General features: G+C 44.4%; 15 protein-coding genes. 6 read left to right on the top strand and 9 right to left on the bottom strand.

Features of this window, described 5'->3' with window-relative positions:
- The first annotated feature begins 44 nt into the window (after positions 1-44).
- Together FTV12_RS10845 and FTV12_RS10840 are read left to right on the top strand one after the other, a co-directional pair.
- A complete protein-coding gene (locus FTV12_RS10845) occupies positions 45-659 on the top strand; it encodes a riboflavin synthase subunit alpha (protein WP_125279183.1) in 615 nt (204 codons plus the stop codon).
- Between the two features lie 126 nt (positions 660-785).
- The gene (locus tag FTV12_RS10840) at positions 786-2,195 is read left to right on the top strand and encodes a deoxyribodipyrimidine photo-lyase (protein WP_180034024.1); all 1,410 of its coding nucleotides are present in this window, start codon (positions 786-788) and stop codon (positions 2,193-2,195) included.
- A 62-nt stretch (positions 2,196-2,257) separates the two neighbouring features.
- Here FTV12_RS10840 and FTV12_RS10835 read toward each other — a convergent pair whose 3' ends face one another.
- On the bottom strand, positions 2,258-3,439 hold the full coding sequence (locus FTV12_RS10835; RefSeq protein WP_180034023.1) for an acyl-CoA dehydrogenase family protein: 1,182 nt from the start codon (positions 3,437-3,439) through the stop codon (positions 2,258-2,260).
- A 129-nt stretch (positions 3,440-3,568) separates the two neighbouring features.
- Positions 3,569-5,515: an acetate--CoA ligase gene (acs, locus tag FTV12_RS10830; protein ID WP_180034022.1), complete on the bottom strand. Its 1,947-nt coding sequence runs from the start codon at positions 5,513-5,515 to the stop codon at positions 3,569-3,571.
- A 261-nt stretch (positions 5,516-5,776) separates the two neighbouring features.
- On the opposite strand from acs, the gene FTV12_RS10825 reads away from it, so the two are divergent.
- Together FTV12_RS10825 and FTV12_RS10820 are read left to right on the top strand one after the other, a co-directional pair.
- A complete protein-coding gene (locus FTV12_RS10825) occupies positions 5,777-6,352 on the top strand; it encodes a DUF805 domain-containing protein (protein ID WP_034170236.1) in 576 nt (191 codons plus the stop codon).
- A gap of 107 nt (positions 6,353-6,459) precedes the next feature.
- On the top strand, positions 6,460-7,440 hold the full coding sequence (locus FTV12_RS10820) for a mechanosensitive ion channel family protein (RefSeq protein WP_159123798.1): 981 nt from the start codon (positions 6,460-6,462) through the stop codon (positions 7,438-7,440).
- Here FTV12_RS10820 and FTV12_RS10815 read toward each other — a convergent pair.
- The 5 genes from FTV12_RS10815 to prfB form a co-directional block, all read right to left on the bottom strand.
- Positions 7,414-8,127 carry a 16S rRNA (uracil(1498)-N(3))-methyltransferase gene (locus FTV12_RS10815; protein ID WP_180034021.1) on the bottom strand — a complete coding sequence of 238 codons (714 nt, stop codon included), beginning with the start codon at positions 8,125-8,127 and terminating at the stop codon, positions 7,414-7,416. The two genes, FTV12_RS10820 and FTV12_RS10815, sit on opposite strands and share 27 nt — an antisense overlap.
- Positions 8,128-8,404: 277 nt before the next feature.
- Positions 8,405-9,685 (bottom strand): 3-deoxy-D-manno-octulosonic acid transferase, encoded by a 1,281-nt coding sequence (locus tag FTV12_RS10810; protein WP_180034027.1) that lies wholly within the window; start codon positions 9,683-9,685, stop codon positions 8,405-8,407.
- Positions 9,686-9,766: 81 nt separating this feature from the next.
- Complete coding sequence (locus FTV12_RS10805; protein WP_180034020.1) at positions 9,767-10,852, bottom strand: alkene reductase; 1,086 nt, start codon at positions 10,850-10,852, stop codon at positions 9,767-9,769.
- Positions 10,853-10,867: 15 nt separating this feature from the next.
- Entirely contained in the window at positions 10,868-11,167 is a 300-nt protein-coding gene (locus FTV12_RS10800; RefSeq protein ID WP_034170237.1) for a helix-turn-helix transcriptional regulator, read from the bottom strand.
- Between the two features lie 146 nt (positions 11,168-11,313).
- Positions 11,314-12,409, bottom strand: a protein-coding gene (gene prfB, locus FTV12_RS10795) for a peptide chain release factor 2 (RefSeq protein ID WP_104426741.1) whose coding sequence is annotated in 2 segments (ribosomal slippage) — positions 11,314-12,336 and positions 12,338-12,409 — 1,095 coding nt in all. Because the reading frame shifts where the segments join, the coding sequence is not laid out codon by codon here.
- Positions 12,410-12,912: 503 nt separating this feature from the next.
- Here prfB and FTV12_RS10790 point away from each other — a divergent pair.
- On the top strand, positions 12,913-13,698 hold the full coding sequence (locus FTV12_RS10790; protein WP_180034019.1) for a putative porin: 786 nt from the start codon (positions 12,913-12,915) through the stop codon (positions 13,696-13,698).
- A gap of 174 nt (positions 13,699-13,872) precedes the next feature.
- Positions 13,873-14,625, top strand: a complete 753-nt coding sequence (locus tag FTV12_RS10785; protein WP_180034018.1) for a putative porin — start codon at positions 13,873-13,875, stop codon at positions 14,623-14,625.
- 59 nt (positions 14,626-14,684) lie between these two features.
- Here FTV12_RS10785 and recJ read toward each other — a convergent pair whose 3' ends face one another.
- A complete protein-coding gene (gene recJ, locus FTV12_RS10780) occupies positions 14,685-16,388 on the bottom strand; it encodes a single-stranded-DNA-specific exonuclease RecJ (RefSeq protein ID WP_180034017.1) in 1,704 nt (567 codons plus the stop codon).
- 2 nt (positions 16,389-16,390) lie between these two features.
- Positions 16,391-17,047 carry a pyridoxamine 5'-phosphate oxidase gene (gene pdxH, locus FTV12_RS10775; protein ID WP_004781507.1) on the bottom strand — a complete coding sequence of 219 codons (657 nt, stop codon included), beginning with the start codon at positions 17,045-17,047 and terminating at the stop codon, positions 16,391-16,393.
- Between the last annotated feature and the right edge of the window lie 6 nt (positions 17,048-17,053).

Here is a 17,053-nt window from a genome sequence, read left to right as displayed (position 1 = left end):
TTGACTAGAATGAAGCCAAACTCGATGAGATAGAAATTTAAATTATGTATACCGGTATCGTACAAGGCTTGGAAAAAGTCGTGGATATTCGCCAGGGCAATGGCTTCATTACCATTATCGTGAGCAACGAAAATCAGTTTTTTCAGGATGTCTTTATTGGCGCCAGTGTTGCGATCAACGGCGTCTGCCTCACCGTAACGACTATTGATCAGAAGCTAAACCAGATTCACTTCGATATCTCCGATGTAACCCTTGCCCTCACCACCTTAAAATCTCTTCAAGTAGGTGATGAAGTGAATGTCGAACGCTCTGCCAAAGTCGGTGCAGAAAATGGCGGGCATAATCTGTATGGACATATTGAAGGCACAGCGATCATTAAAAATCTGGAACATCGCGGTGAAACCTACCATATCGATATTCAGATCCCAGATGGCAATATCAAATACTTTTTCCTGAAAGGGTTTATTGGTCTGAACGGCTGCAGCCTGACCATCAATCGCGTCGATCGCGCCAATAGTGAAATTTCGATTGATCTGATTCCCGAAACTTTGCGTCTGACCACCTGGAAAAATGCCAAAGTAGGTGATGAAGTCAATTATGAAATTGACCAGACCACGCGTACCTTGGTGGATACCTTAGAAAATATTCACCAGCGTTAAATGAAAGAGCCGCTTATACCATAGGCGGTTTTTTAACTGATCATTCTGCCCATATCTACGTTTCTATACAGAATTTTCAGGTGGAATGAATAAAATAATCTGATTCCGATTCAGAACGTTATTCCCATGCAGTTGATCTGGTTCCGCCAAGACCTCCGTATACATGACCATGCCGCACTCTGGCATGCTACTCAGCAAGGACCTTGCATTGCGCTAGCAGTCCTCTCTCCCGAACAATGGCAACTGCATCAGGATGCCCGGATCAAAACTGATTTTTATCTGCGTCGGCTCAAATATTTAAAACAGCAGCTACAGCAACTGAATATCCCGCTGATCATATTGAATATTCCTTTGTGGGAAAATTTAGCGCCAGAAATATTGAATCTGTGTCAAACCCTGAAAATTGAAAGCTTGCATGCCAATATCGAAGTTGGCGTCAATGAACTGGAACGTGATGCTCAGGTGCAGCAATTACTAGAACAGCAGCAAATCAGGATCGAGCTCTATCATGACCGCACCCTGTTTCCCCTCGGCAGTATCCGGAACCAGTCCAATCAACCCTATCAGGTCTATAGTGCCTTTAAGAAAAAGTGCTATGAACGGCTAATTCTGGATGTACCCACCTGCTATCCTGAGATTGAAACTCAAGATCCAATCCAATTATCAACTAAGCTCCCCAATGTTGATCTTGAAAAATTCTCAGCGGATTATGTGGTAGAGCATGCTGCCCAACTTTGGCCTGCGGAGGATCGAACTGCCTTGGATCTGCTCGATGATTTTATCGAGGACAAAATGGTTCATTATAAAACCGCTCGTGATCTGCCAGCAGTTGATGGCACCAGCCGTCTTTCCCCTTATCTGAATATCGGTATTCTCTCCATTCGCCAATGTATGCAAGCTCTTTTTCAGGATGGCTATTTCCAGATTGAGGATGTGGGTCAGCAGACCTGGTTAGATGAACTCTTGTGGCGGGAATTCTATCTACAGACCCTGTTTGATTTTCCACGTGTCTCCAAACACCAACCATTTAAGCAAAATACCAATAAGATCCAGTGGCGCAATGCCCCCGAAGATCTAGCTGCCTGGCAGCAAGGCCAGACCGGAATTCCAATTGTCGATGCTGGCATGCGGCAAATGCTGGCAACTGGCTGGATGCATAACCGGGTCAGGATGATTACTGCGATGTTCCTGTGTAAGAACTTGCTGATCGACTGGCGACTGGGTGAAAGCTGGTTTATGCAGCATCTGATTGATGGCGATCTGGCTGCGAATAATGGCGGCTGGCAATGGTGCGCATCAACCGGCATGGATGCTGTGCCCTACTTCCGGATTTTTAATCCGGTCAGCCAGTCCCTGAAGTTTGATCCCAATGGAGACTATATCCGCGAGTGGGTGCCTGAACTGGCGCATCTGGATGCCAAATCCATTCATGAACCTTATGCCAAAAATCCTGATCTGGAACTGGATTATCCAAAACCGATTGTCGATTTAAAAGCCTCTCGTGTACGAGCCATAGAAGCCTTTAAGCAGATTTAGAAGAAACTATCACTTCATCTAATATGAAAAGCCTCCAATATTGGAGGCTTTTTATTTTCATATTAAGAATAAAAACTTGGATCAGGCACTTTCCCGGTCAGTATCCATTCCCCAACTTCCTGATATTTATAATCTACCGGATCATGCAAGGTCTGGGTGCGAACATTACGCCAGAAACGGTCCAGATTCAGTTTGGCTGTGGTCGCACGCGCGCCCATCACCTGAAAAATATTCTGGGTGATATAGAGAGATGTATTGGTGGCCGCGATTTTGGCTGTAGCAATCGCCACTGAAACTTCACCACGCTGCTCGGCAGTGAGATCATTGCCCAGATCCCAAGCAGCTTGTAAGGTTTGAATCGCTTTATCAGCCAGCAAACGCACGCTTTCCAGCTGCACATAAAAATCGGCAAAATGCTTCTGGGTAAAAGGGTCATTCACAGCCTCTTCTACCAGTGATTTAGACCAGGCTTTTTGAGTCTGTACGGTTTGTTTAGCCACTTCAAACGCACCTTCTGCTACACCGAGGAACATGTGTACAAAGATCAGCTGGGCAATCAAAGGACGTAAGCTTGAATACGGTGTACTCAGTGGACCGGGATTTAACAGCAATTCATTTTCATGAATTCTGACCTGCTCAAAATGGCTGGTGCCGCTATCGGTCTGGCGTTGACCCATATTATTCCAGTCACCGAGAAAACTTACACCCTTACGTGCTGTTGGAATTACCCCGATCAGTAATTTTCCAGCGTCGTTATAGCCTGAGCACAGTAAGATATCGGAATCAATGGAGCCCGAACAGAAGCTTTTATGCCCATCAAAAATATATTCTTTTTCAGCAACTTTTATTGCGGTAGTACGACGGTCCAGTGGATTTAGGGTATTGCCCCAGAACAGGTTTTCCCGAGCGGTCTGTTCAAACCATGGGCCATATTGTTCCGGTTGGGAAAATAATTGAACCGTTGCAATCAGCAAATGATGAAACCCATAAACATGTGCTAATGAACTATCGACTCGGGCAATGATTTGAATGGTTTTAAAAATTGTCTGCCAGTCTGCTTCCTGACCGCCGTACTGTTTTGGAATAGACAGGCCCAGTAAACCGCTCTGACGAATCAGATCACGCTCGGCTTTAGGATTACCGCCCTGCTTGTCACGAGCTGCGGCTGTTTGGGCAAAAGTTTCTGTCAGTTGCTGGGCAATTTGCAGTGGAGATTGATCTAGATATTGTTGTCGTACATTCATTCTTTTGACCTAAGTTCAGCATGGTTTTAGCTTAGCAGATTGCAGCTTGGCACTATATTCGAAAGCATGCAGAGCTTATTCCTGAGACAAAATACCGGCAAATAATGCCGGTATTTGAACGTCCTAAACTTATGCCTGATTACGCTGCACTTCAGCAATTAACTGATCCACGACTTGTGGCTCAGCCAGAGTCGAGGTATCGCCCAGACTGTCCAGTTCATTGGCAGCAATCTTTCTTAAAATCCGGCGCATAATTTTTCCTGAACGGGTTTTAGGTAAAGCGGGTGCCCAGTGCAAGGCGTCTGGCGTTGCCACTGGCCCTAAAATTTTACGTACCCAAGCTACCAGTTCACCGCGCAGCTGTTCAGTACTTTCAGTCCCTGCCTGCAAGGTGACAAATGCACAAATCCCCTGACCTTTGATGTCATGCGGCATACCGACAACAGCCGCTTCGGCAACCGCTTCATGGGCCACCAGTGCACTTTCAATCTCTGCCGTACCCAGACGATGGCCTGAAACATTGAGTACGTCATCGACACGACCGGTAATCCAGTAATAGCCATCTTCATCACGACGTGCGCCGTCACCAGTAAAATAGGTACCCGGATAGGTCGAGAAATAAGCTTCAATAAAGCGGTCTGGGTCACCCCAGATGGTGCGCATCTGACCTGGCCAGGAATCCTTAATTACCAGATTGCCTTCTGCCACCCCTTCAATTTCCTTGCCTTCTGCATCGACAATGGCTGGTTGTATGCCAAAGAATGGACGGGTCGCAGAACCCGGTTTCAGGTCGGTCGCACCTGGTAAAGGCGTAATCATGAAGCCACCAGTTTCGGTTTGCCACCAGGTATCAATCACCGGACAGCGGCTTTCACCGACTACCGAGTAATACCAGTTCCAGGCTTCCGGGTTAATCGGCTCACCGACCGAACCTAAAATTCTCAGGCTGCTACGATCACTTTCCCGTACATAGGCATCCCCCTCACGCATCATGGCACGAATGGCTGTCGGTGCAGTATAGAGAATGGTCACATTGTGCTTGTCGACGATATGTCCGGTACGTGCCCAGCTCGGATATTGCGGCACTCCCTCGAACATGACCGTAGTCGTACCATTAGAGAGCGGACCATACAGTACATAGGAATGCCCGGTAATCCAGCCGACATCGGCAGTACACCAGAACACATCATCCTGTTTGATGTCAAAAACTTCTCGGAAAGTACAGTTCACATAAGTCAGATAGCCGCCTGTGGTATGCAGTACGCCCTTAGGTTTTCCGGTTGAACCCGAGGTATATAGGATAAACAGCGGATCTTCCGCATTCATCGGCTCAGGCGGACAGATCTCATTGACGGTCATAATTTCCATGTGATACCAGAGATCACGCCCCTGTTGCATTTCCACCGGATTGCCAGTGCGATGTACAACGATGACATGTTCAACCGATTCGGTACCGGCGACTTTCAGGGCTTCATCCACATTGGCTTTCAGTGGAATGGCTTTGCCCCCACGCATGCCCGAATCTGCGGTAATCACCATTTTGGCCTGACTGTCTTCAATCCGGCTGGCCAGAGAATCAGGTGAGAAACCACCAAACACCACACAATGCACTGCACCAATCCGGGCACAGGCCAGCATGGCAATTGCGGCTTCCGAGACCATTGGCATATACAGCACCACCCGGTCGCCCTTTTTAATTCCGTTCTTTTTCAGGACATTGGCGAAACGGCAGGTTTCATCATAAAGCTCATGAAAAGAAATAATCTTGTGACGGGATGGATGATCCCCTTCCCAGATAATCGCCGGTTTATAAGGATGTTCCTTAAGATGGCGATCCAGACAGTTGGCACTGACATTGAGCTGGCCATCTGCAAACCATTCAATTTTAAAATTGTCTTTATCAAAACTGGTATTTTTAACCTGGGTAAAAGGTTTGATCCAGTCCAGGCGCTGTGCCTGTTCAGCCCAGAACTGATCCGGTTGTTCAATGGATTGCTGATAACGCTCAAAATACTCTGTATCAGTGGTACGTGCGGTTTTCTTAAATTCTACTGGTACTGGATAGATTTCTTTCATTGTTCGCTTCCTTGATCTTGTTCTATCTCATCACGAGAGCTTGATGGCATTTTGTTGATTGTTTTTTATGCATAATGGCAGTATGTACTGCATATTTCAAATCCGACAATCATGCTTTCGTCGTAGATTATTTATTCAAATTCAATCAGAATAACTTCGGATAATGCTCAGCTATGGCCAAAGTCAGCTAGATATTGCTATCGTCAAATAAAATGAGTCGCCCACTCTCGCTGTATTTTATACAGGCTTAGGATCTTGCCCATGAATTCAACTGAACCTTCCTATTTCCCTCCTCCTTTTCCTGCAGCAGATCATCCCCTATCGATCAGGGGCCGATTTGGACGTTTGAGTTTTATTGCCTGGTCTGCATTTTTACAGTTTATTTTCTTATGCAGCAGTATTGCGCTAGGTTTAAGTATTGATATTGTGAACATTGCCAGCCTATCAGTAGATTCAAACTGGCAAATCTCCCTGCACGGCCTGTCCAGCCTGTTTGCCTTAGCGATCATGCTGGTCTATCTGTATTTCGGTATTGTGATTACAGTACGACGCTTACACGATCTGGACCGCAGTGGCTGGTGGATGCTGCTATTCTTCGTGCCTTTGATCAATCTGTTTGTCTGGATTTATATCCTGCTTTTTCCAGGAACAAGAGGCAGCAATCAGTATGGCCCGATACGTACAAGCCCCGTCTGGGAAAAAATTGTGGCCTGGCTGGTAATCATTTTTACCGTACTCAGCCTGTTGGCGACGACTGCGTTATTCTCTTATATGAGTGAAGGTGAACCTTCAAGAATCCCAAGTGAAGTGAAACAAAAAACGACTGAGTTCTTTTAAGACAGTTGTGTCTGTTTTGCATAAATATATTGTGTATAAATTTCGCTGTTGTTAATTTTTTGCTGTAGTTGAGGCAAAATAAGCGAAATTTAAATTGTGGAGTTTTTGTGGCTGAGCAAGAGAATACTTTAAGCCAGGTAACTGAAGGGACGACTGAGCTCCTGCATCAGGCGACTGAAAAAACTGCCCAAACCGTGATCGAACATACCTCCAAGTACAATGATGCCTATAGCACCATTGACAAGATCATGGAGGGTTTCTGGGAGCGTGTGCCTTATTTCTGCATCGCACTGACAGTCATTGTCATTTTCTGGTTACTGTCAAAACTGTTTAAGTTTTTTGTCCGTAAGACTTTAGAAAACCGTACTTATACCCGACAGAATCTGGTACTGGTGCTGAACCGTGTCGGTAGTACCGTGATTGTTTTCTTCGGTGTTTTAATCGGGCTGGTGATTGCAATTCCAGGTTTCACCCCAGGTCAGCTGATGAGTGCGCTTGGGATTGGTTCGGTGGCGATCGGTTTCGCATTTAAGGATATTTTCCAGAATCTGCTCTCAGGTGTACTGATTTTGCTGGGTGAACCTTTCAAGATTGGCGATGACATTATCGTGAATGGTCTGGAGGGTACCGTGGAAGATATCCAGATTCGTGCAACTTTTTTACGCTCGCCAGATGGTCGTCGTATCGTAATTCCAAATGCTACGGTCTATACCAGTGCAGTCACGGTGAATACTGCTTATACCCGTCGCCGCTGTGAATTTTCGGTCGGGATCGGTTATGAAGATGATATCCAGAAAGCCAAGGATATTATTACTGCAATTCTGGATAAAGATCCGACCATCCTGAGTCAACCTGCATTTAGCGTCAATGTGATTGCACTGGCAGACTTCTCGATTACTCTCAAAGCCTTATGGTGGGTCAATACCACTGAAACAGGCATAGGCACCTCAATCAGTGCAGTTCAGGAACGGGTGATACAAGCCTTTGCTGAACATAATATTTCGATTCCATATCCGGTGCAGGAAGTGAAAGTCTATCGTGGCGATGGCCATGAAGATGCCTCAGCTCGCGCTAAACAGTCGACCTAAAACATATGAAATCGCCGTTTCAGTACGGAGAATACGGTTGCCAAGGCGCACTGCTTGGCAGCCGTTTTTTATGAGCAAATCAACTTCATACGGAATAAAGCCACCTTCGGGGCCAATGACAATCGTGCAAGTATGCTGAAGTGCATATGGCATCGGCTGTTCCGCATAAGGATGTGCAACAAAGGCTGGACAGTCTGCTGTAATGAGTCCCGGCAAAATATCTTCAACAAAAGGTTTAAAGCGTTTATACAGCTCAATTTTCGGAGCAAGCGTATCCCCTGCCTGTTCTAAACCAAGATCTACATAATGATTCAGCTGCTGCAAAAATGGTGTCTGCCAATAGCTTTTATCCACCCGATAGCTATGCAATAAAATGATTTTCTCTACGCCCATGGTCACAGCATCCATGATCAGACGACGCAAAACTTTAGGACGTGGTAAAGCTACAATTAGAGTAACAGGCAGCTTTGCAGGAACTGCTTCTTCTTGAATCGGCTTCAATAAAACTGCCTTTTCAGAGATTTCGACAACTTCAGTTAAATACCGTTTCCCTTCCCGAATTCCGACTTTTAATGTGTCACCGACCTGAACCTCAAGATGCTGTTGCAAATGTTCCAGCTGTCGCTTTGACGTAATTGACCACAGTTCAGATTCAGTTTGGCGGGGATCAAGCAGGACGATATTCATAAAAAATTAACTCAACAAATCCATCACTGGATACGCGGAAACGTCATCCACAACTGTCCGAGGCAGGACTCTTTTTGCCTGATATAGGTTCTGCGATATCTCTGCAAAAAGATGGTATATGACGAGTTTTGTGGATGACAAATGGTTTTGTTACTTTTGTCGAAACAAAAGTAAAAGAAAGAAGAGTCCCTAGCATTAAATCTATAAAGATAAGGCTTGGTTTTAACCTTATACAGTCAATCCATAAAAATCAGCTTCTTCACAAATCAGAATATAATCAGAGATATTGATCAACCACCTGAATATGCTTTTCAAGTGAACCCTGATTCTGCTGCATAATCTTTTGTGCAGCAGTATTCAAGCTTTCAGCTTTAGCTGAATTATTCAAAATCTCTAGTAAAGTCTCAGCCGCCTGCGTGGCATCCTGCACCACTTCTACCGCATGCGCCTGCGCAAACTCATCTACAATCGTCTGAAAGTTAAAATAGTTTTTACCCAGAATCGTTGGAACATTTAGCGCAATCGGCTCCAGAATATTATGTCCACCACCTGGTTCATTTAGAGAACCACCAACATAACAGGCTTGGCTCAAGGCATACCAGAGCCACATCTCGCCCATAGAATCCGCCAGATAAACCTGAGTATTTGTTTCAATGCGCTGTCCCAGGCTACGACGTTGGGTTCTTAAATCTAAAGACTGTGCAGCTTGGAACACCTCATCAAAACGTTCCGGATGGCGTGGCACAACGATACAAACTAATGCTGGATTTGCATCTAACGCAGCTTTAAGCTCAGACATCAATTGCTGTTCTTCAGGTGCATGCGTACTGGCGAGAGTAATAATCTTCCGGCCTTGCAAAGACCATTCCTGTCTCAACCCTGCCGCATGATCAATAAATTGCCGCGGTGCCATGATATCAAACTTGATATTGCCCAAGACCTGAGTTTTTTCTGAAGCGATACCTAGGTCAATATAACGCTGCTGGGTTGCTGTATCCTGAGCCAAAAGGCCGGTTAAATTCTTAAGCATGCCACGGGTTAGGCCTTTGACTTTGCCATAGCCTTTGGCGGATTTTTCAGAAAGACGGGCATTCAGTAACAGACATGGCACATTAAAAGCAGGTGCCTGATCAATCAGATTTGGCCAGAGCTCGGTCTCCATCAATAACAGCAATTTAGGCTGATATTTTTGATAAAAATCACGAATCAGGGTTTTCTGGTCAGCTGGTAAATATACAGCCTGAAATAAGTCTAAATAAGGTTCTTTCAAGAAGAGAGATTTGGCACGTGCCTGCCCGGTCTTGGTGGTATTGGTCACTAGAACCGGATGCCCAAGTTTTAAATAATGCTCAATTAAAGGTTGTGCAGCATTGGTTTCCCCTACGGATACCACATGAAACCACATTGCCTGCAGGTTTTTAGGGGACTGGAAAGGACCAAAACGTTCCAGCAGTTCTTGTTCTAATTGTTCCGGACTGGTCGCACGTTTACGTATACGGGATTGATAAAGCGGTTTCGCTAGCGCCAAGGCTGCGTTATACCAGAATGGAGTAGCCACATTGCGCCCCAAAACAGATTCAATCGGCAAAATATAACAGAGCCACATCGACATGTTAATCGATGTGGCTCTTATTTCGAATTATTCTATGGTGCTTAATACCTTAACTTCTGCCAAAGTTGGATAATCAATATAACCTTCAGCCACCTGACTACCGATCATATTTTCCATTTTCAGCTCATTAAGCGATGCATTCTGAAGCAGACGCTCGTATAGATCAGGATTCGCAATGTAGGCTTTACCAAATGCGACTGCATCTGCCTTTTCAGCTGCCAACAGCTCAATCGCATCTTCACGACTCAGTTGCATATTGGCAATATAAGGCACTCCACCAGAACGCTCTTTCATATATTCAGAAATACTGTCTTCAGCCAGATATTCACGGGTAAAGAAGAAGGCAATCTTGCGCTTGCCCAGCTGCTCCATGGCATAACCAAATGTTTCACGTGGATCATTATCACCCATGTCATGGTCATCACCACGCGGCGCAAAATGCACCCCTACACGATCCGCACCCCATACTTCAATCAGTGCATCAGTTGCTTCTAGCAGGAACCGTGTACGGTTTTCCACTGAACCACCGTATTCATCTTCACGCTGATTGGTTTTACTTTGCAGGAACTGGTCAATCAGATAACCATTGGCAGCATGTAATTCAACACCATCAAAACCGGCTTCTTTAGCACGAATCGCAGCTTGCTTATATTGCTCGGTAATCGTGTGAATTTCAGAAACTTCCAAAGGACGCGGCGTAACGTATGGACGTTTTGGACGTAACAAGCTGACATGACCCGCTTGTTGTACTGCACTTGCAGAGACTGGTGTTTCACCATTTAACAGATCCGGATGCGATACACGGCCAACATGCCAAAGCTGGGCAACGATTAAACCGCCCTTCTCATGAACCGCTTGAGTGACCTTTTTCCAGCCTTCGACCTGAGCATCGGTAAACAGTCCTGGAGTATTTAAATAGCCATTGGCTTCTTCAGAAATCACTGTAGCTTCAGAAATGATCAGGCCAGCACTTGCACGTTGCGCATAGTATTCAACCATCATTGGGGTTGGAACGCGATCAGCAGTTGCGCGGCTACGGGTCAGCGGCGCCATGATGACACGGTTTTTAAGCTCTAACGCACCGAGCGTTAAAGGAGAATTTAATTCAGCCATCGTTACTCCCACCTGTTAAAGGTGTTGTTGTAGGTGTTCGATAAATTGCTGAATCAAAGTTTCATTGCGGGAGAAATATGACCACTGTCCGTGCTTGGTTGCAGTGATCAGACCAGCCTGCTGTAACACCGACAGGTGATTGGACATGGTGGACTGTGAGACCTGGCCCAAACATTCAATTTGACCTGCACAGACCCCACGTTGAAAGCCACCACACTCTTCCGCAGACAGATATTGCTCCGGAGATTTTAACCACTCCAGAATTTGTCGACGGGTCGGATTGGCTAAGGCTTTAAAAATTAGATCAAGGTCCATAGGCACATCACAATCAGTGGCGCAACGAAACTTCATTCAGCATCTGCGACCATTATATCGTATTTTTTCGATTTATATATCGAATAATTTAGATATAAGAGTCACAGTCTGTTAAAGCTTTGTTACGCCAGCTTTTAAACGATTTCTTACAGGCCCTGTTTCAGGCTTGCTTCGATAAATTTGTCCAGATCACCGTCCAGAACTGCGCCAGTATTGGAGTTTTCTACCCCTGTACGCAAATCCTTGATACGTGAATCATCAAGGACATAAGAACGGATCTGGCTACCCCAACCGATATCAGACTTGGAATCTTCCAATGCCTGTGCAGCTTCATTACGTTTATTCATTTCCAGCTCATATAGCTTGGCACGTAATTGCTTCCAGGCATGGTCACGGTTGGCATGTTGTGAACGCTGGTTCTGACATGCCACCACAATACCGGTTGGAATATGGGTTAAACGCACTGCAGAGTCAGTTTTGTTAATGTGCTGACCACCCGCGCCTGATGCACGGTAAGTATCGGTACGTACATCTGAAGGATTGATTTCAATTTCGATATTGTCATCTACTTCAGGTGAGACAAACACGGCAGAAAATGACGTATGACGACGGTTGCCCGAGTCAAAGGGTGATTTACGCACTAAACGGTGTACACCAGATTCGGTACGTAACCAGCCATAGGCATACTCACCTTCGACACGAATCGTCGCAGATTTAATCCCGGCGACATCCCCATCAGATTCTTCCATCAGTTCAGCTTTAAAACCATGACGTTCGATCCAGCGCATGTACATACGTAGCAGCATAGAGGCCCAGTCCTGTGCTTCGGTACCGCCCGAACCTGCCTGAATTTCTACATAGCAAGGGTTTGGATCCATCGGGTTGCTGAACATACGACGGAATTCAAGCTTCGCCAGTTCTTCTTCAGCCGCATTCAGCTCAGCCTGCACATCTTCAAGCATGGCCTCTTCATCTGCTTCAACCGCAAGGTCGAGCATTGCCTGGGCATCTTCAAGCTGGGTCGTTAAGCCGTCCAGTACATTGAGTACATTTTCAAGCTCGCCTTTTTCTTTGGCCATGGCCTGAGCACGACTCTGGTCATTCCAGATCGCCGGGTCTTCTAATTCACGCAGGACTTCTTCTAAACGCTCTTTTTTCAGATCGTAGTCAAAGATACCCCCGTAGTGTTTGACCACGTTCGTTTAAGTCTTTTAATTGGTTTAGATACGGATTAATTTCCACGTGAATTTCTCTCAATCAAAATTAGGTATAAACTCTTAGGTCAATATTATATCACAGTCTATTTCGCCAATTTATAGCGATAAATCCATCTTTAAAGCTAAGCAAGAAAATATTAACCGCACATTTTTTAATTACAAAATTTGTCAGCTTGATAAAATAGCTAAATATTATTTTTAATACTTTCTCATTCTATTCTTAAATATATTTCGCTGTATTTTTATACTCGGTTTTTGATTCATTTTAAAACCCTAAAAACCATACAAAACAAGATAAAAAATAGCATTTTCAATACATTCCACAATATCTACACATTTTTAATAAAACAAAACATTTCATTTTTAGTTTTTAAATTCAATTACTTATTAAATGAAAATTACATAATATTACCTTACTCACAATGTAGTAACTTTCCTTTGATTGACGATTATTGGAATTGGTCTAGACTTAAAGTTGTAACAAAAAGTGTATTAATTTTAGCCATATTTTCAGAGGGGAGTATCCGCATGAAAAAACTAGCAATCGCTTCAGCATTACTTTCAGCCGTAGCTCTTACAGGTACAGCAGCTCATGCTTATCAAGTAGAAGTGGGTGCATCTGCAGGCCTAACAGACCCGGATAATGGTAGCTCAAGCGGCTCTTTTGGTGTTGATGGCACATACTACTTTAATCCAGTTGAAACACGTAATGCACCATTAGCCGAAGCAGCCTTCCTTGATCGAGCAAGTAATGTGAAAGCTCAATATCAATATGATGATTACGACTCTTCAGAACGTCACCGTTATGGTGTAGGTGCTGAATACTTCGTACCAAACTCAGATTTTTATTTGAGTGGTAGCGTAGGTCGTGATGATGCTAAATACGACAATGCACCTGATTTTGACGAAACCGTTTATAGTGCTGAAGTCGGTTATTTACCTGCACCAGGTCTGTTAATTGCAGCAGGTGTGAAAGGTTATGACAATGACTATGATGACGGTGTAGATCCAACTTTACGTGCTAAATATGTGACTACCTTAAGCAATGGTAAAGACATTAACCTTGAAGCTGGCGCTGCCTTTGGCGACCTAGATGAGTACAACTTAAAAGCTGACTACTTCATCGACAAAACTTTAAGTGTTGGTGCTGATTATCAAAGCAAAGACAATGGCCCTTATGACTCAAATGAATTTGGTGTAAGTGCACGTAAATTCTTTAATGAACAAGTAAGCTTGGAAGGTCGTGTAGGTTTTGGTGAAATTGGTAACCAAGACTACAACAAATTTGGTCTAGCTGCGAAATACCGCTTCTAATCCAAACTAAGAAATTTCATTATAAAAAAACCCATCTTCGGATGGGTTTTTTTATTGCACTTTAAACAAGCATTTAGGTAGTTTTTGCACATTGACGGGGCGATTATTATCTGTACAATTTGTTACAACTGTTCATCAAACAGTCATATTTTTATAACAAAGAGAGAACTCTAAATGCTTAAGAAACTTACTCTTGCTACAGCACTTATTGCTAGCCTAGGAACTGCTCACGCTTATCAAGCTGAAGTAGGCGGTACAATTGCTCTGGTTGATCCAGACAATGGGGATACTTCTACTGGTTTCGCAATTGATGGAACTTACTACTTCAATCCAGTTCAAGTTAAGAACTCGCCTCTTAATGAAGCAGCATTTTTAAATCGTGCAAGCAATATCAATGCAGCGGTTTCTTATATTGATTACGATTTATTTGATGTGACTACATTTAATGTAGGTGTTGAATATTTTGTTCCAAATTCAGATTTTTATGTAAGTGGTAATATTGGTCAATCATCTACTGATACACCAATTGGTGATGATGACACAACTATATACTCAGCAGAATTAGGTTATTTACCGGTTCCTGGTCTATTACTGGCTGTTGGCCTAGCTGGTTATGACAATGACGCAGGCGATGATGTAGATCCAACCTTACGTGCCAAATATGTTACTCAAGTTGGTCAATATGACATGAACTTTGAAGGTGGTGCAAGCTTCGGTGATCTTGATGCTTATAGCCTCGGCGCAGATTTATATTTAGACAAAACCTTCAGCGTTGGTCTGGGTTACTCTGATTCCGATATTGATAATAGTGATGTCTTCACTATTCGCGCGAAGAAATTCTTCAATCAGCAAGTTAGCCTAGAAGGTTCAATTGATTTCGCTGACGAAGGCAATATCTTTGGTGTACGTGGTGCATACCGCTTCTAATCTGCAAGATTAAAAGTTAAAAAAACCGCTCAATTGGGCGGTTTTTTTATTTGAATAATTTATTGCTCCAGATGAGCAATTCGCATTTGCAGGCTGACATTGCCATTAAAGACATTTTTATCCAGTTCATAGACCAGACGTACATGCTGCTTCATTGGATCAAATTTGTATTTATCGATAGCATTAAAGGCAATCGCATCCACAACCTGTCCATTCTCTAAAGCAACACGTAATTTCAGATGTACATCCTTGAGCCAGCGGTAATCCAGAATCTTAAAGATGCCTTCAAAAATCGGTTGAGGAAACTTTTGCCCCCATGGACTTAAGTTTTGCAGTAAATCGACTGTTTCAATTTGGAAAGCTGATGCCGGTAGTTCACCATCAGTCCACAGCGTAGCTGTAAATAGGCTTTCATCCATCTCTGCAATCAGCTGTTCAAAGACCTGTTTAAATTCAGCAAAATGCTGCTTTTTAATGGTTAATCCCGCTGCGGCCGCATGTCCACCGAAATGGCTGACCAGATGCGGACACTGCTCTGCTATCCGTTCAATGCTATCCCGGATATGAATCCCTTCAATGGAACGTGCTGAACCTTTGATATGAATACCGTCTTCATCAGCAGCAAAGACTATACTTGGACGATGGAACTGTTCTTTTAAACGCCCCGCTACAATCCCGATCACACCCTGATGCCAGTGCTGTTCAAACATGATCAGTGCGGCAGGCAAAGTATTCTCATCCAGCTGGATTTTTTCCAGTTCAGTCAAAGCTTCCTGCTTGATTTTGCCTTCTACCTGACGACGTTCGACATTCAGTTTATTCAGCTGTTCTGCGAGTGGATAAGCGGTTGCCAGATCCGGAGCGAGCAAACACTCAATCCCGATATCCATGGTTTCCATACGACCCGCTGCATTAATACGTGGACCCAGTACAAAACCCAGATCCTGCGCTTTGAGCGTGGCAGCATCACGACCAGCAATTTCCAGCAAGGCACTGATACCAGGTCGGCAAAGATGCTGCTGAATCCGTTTTAAGCCAGCATCCACCAGAATACGGTTGTTATAGTCCAGACTTGCAACATCTGCATAAGTGCCTAAAGCCACTAGATCCAGATAATTGGTAATAACCGTTGAAGATTTACCGAGCTTTTTACGATGAGTCGATAGATTTGCCAGAACATAAAAAGCTACCCCCACTCCCGCCAAGGCCTTACTTGGAAAATCACAACCTAACTGATTGGGATTGACTACAGCTTCTGCTGCAGGTGTAGGCTTGGTGGTTAAGTGGTGATCGGTAATAATCACCTGCATACCATGATCCTGCGCCTGCTTCACACCTTCATGACTGGAAATCCCGTTATCCACCGTAATTAAAAGATCCGGCGTAAAATTGGCAAAAGCCAGATCTGCAATCGCAGGTGTCAGGCCATAACCATACTTAAACCTATCAGGAACCAGATACTCGACATGGGCACCCATATCACGTAGGGCTAAAACCATCAGTGTTGTACTGGTCGCCCCATCAGCATCATAGTCACCGACAATTACGATTTTCTGGCCAGTATCTATAGCCTGATCAATTAGCTGAATTGCTTCCGGTAAGCCTTTCATGGTCGGAGCCAACAGATGCTTGAGTTTAAGCTCCAGCTCCTGTTCAGATTCCACACCACGGCGTGCCAGAATGTCAGCTACAAATGAAGGCACGCCCTGAAAAGATTCAGGGCGTGTCAGTAAAGGTCTTTGCTTGATTTCAAGTTTAGGCATTGTTATGGCATCAATCGTTGTAGTTTCCACGCCCCATCGATTTTTTCATAACTCAGGCGGTCATGTAAACGGTTTGGACGGCCCTGCCAGAATTCATAATAATCTGGCTGCAAACGATAGCCGCCCCAAAATCCCGGTTTATCCAGCTCTTCCTGATTGGCGACCTGCTGATGCAGATCCCAGAAACGTTGCTGTAGTTCTTCACGACTCGCAACCATACCGCTTTGCGGGGTACTGATATGAGCAGCGATCTGACTTTCACGTGGACGTTTATGATAATAGTCAGTTGATTCTTCTTCCGAAATTTTAACTACCTTTCCGCTAATCCGGATCTGACGTTCCTGTTCCTGCCAGTAAAACAGTAATTCTGCATACGGGTTTTCGGCCAGATCCAGACCTTTCTGACTATCATAATTGGTATAGAAATCATAACCCGCTTCAGTGGCACCACGCAGCAACACTGTGCGCACATGCGGACGACCCTGTGCATTTGCGGTTGCCAATGACATGGCATAGGGTTCATGCAGCTGTGCAGCAAGTGCATGGTTAAACCACTGCAAAAACTGCATATGCGGGTTGGGATTGACCTGATCTTCGTGTAGCTCGCCTTTTTGATAGTTCAGACGCAGTTCACTTAGATCCTTAATCAGATCGCTCATTTACTC

Origin of the sequence: Acinetobacter sp. YH12233 (genome assembly GCF_013417725.1) — a bacterium.
GTDB lineage: Bacteria > Pseudomonadota > Gammaproteobacteria > Pseudomonadales > Moraxellaceae > Acinetobacter.
Note: the sequence above shows the minus strand (reverse complement) of the source record. Positions and strands in the feature narration are given on the sequence as shown.

Coding starts and splice junctions, on each gene's coding strand:
- FTV12_RS10815 (WP_180034021.1), bottom strand. CDS start 8,127: ATGAATATCGTCCTGCTTGATCCCCGCCAAACTGAATCTGAACTGTGG.
- recJ (WP_180034017.1), bottom strand. CDS start 16,388: ATGCCTAAACTTGAAATCAAGCAAAGACCTTTACTGACACGCCCTGAA.
- FTV12_RS10825 (WP_034170236.1), top strand. CDS start 5,777: ATGAATTCAACTGAACCTTCCTATTTCCCTCCTCCTTTTCCTGCAGCA.
- FTV12_RS10840 (WP_180034024.1), top strand. CDS start 786: ATGCAGTTGATCTGGTTCCGCCAAGACCTCCGTATACATGACCATGCC.
- FTV12_RS10805 (WP_180034020.1), bottom strand. CDS start 10,852: ATGGCTGAATTAAATTCTCCTTTAACGCTCGGTGCGTTAGAGCTTAAA.
- FTV12_RS10845 (WP_125279183.1), top strand. CDS start 45: ATGTATACCGGTATCGTACAAGGCTTGGAAAAAGTCGTGGATATTCGC.
- FTV12_RS10835 (WP_180034023.1), bottom strand. CDS start 3,439: ATGAATGTACGACAACAATATCTAGATCAATCTCCACTGCAAATTGCC.
- acs (WP_180034022.1), bottom strand. CDS start 5,515: ATGAAAGAAATCTATCCAGTACCAGTAGAATTTAAGAAAACCGCACGT.
- FTV12_RS10785 (WP_180034018.1), top strand. CDS start 13,873: ATGCTTAAGAAACTTACTCTTGCTACAGCACTTATTGCTAGCCTAGGA.
- FTV12_RS10790 (WP_180034019.1), top strand. CDS start 12,913: ATGAAAAAACTAGCAATCGCTTCAGCATTACTTTCAGCCGTAGCTCTT.
- FTV12_RS10800 (WP_034170237.1), bottom strand. CDS start 11,167: ATGGACCTTGATCTAATTTTTAAAGCCTTAGCCAATCCGACCCGTCGA.
- pdxH (WP_004781507.1), bottom strand. CDS start 17,047: ATGAGCGATCTGATTAAGGATCTAAGTGAACTGCGTCTGAACTATCAA.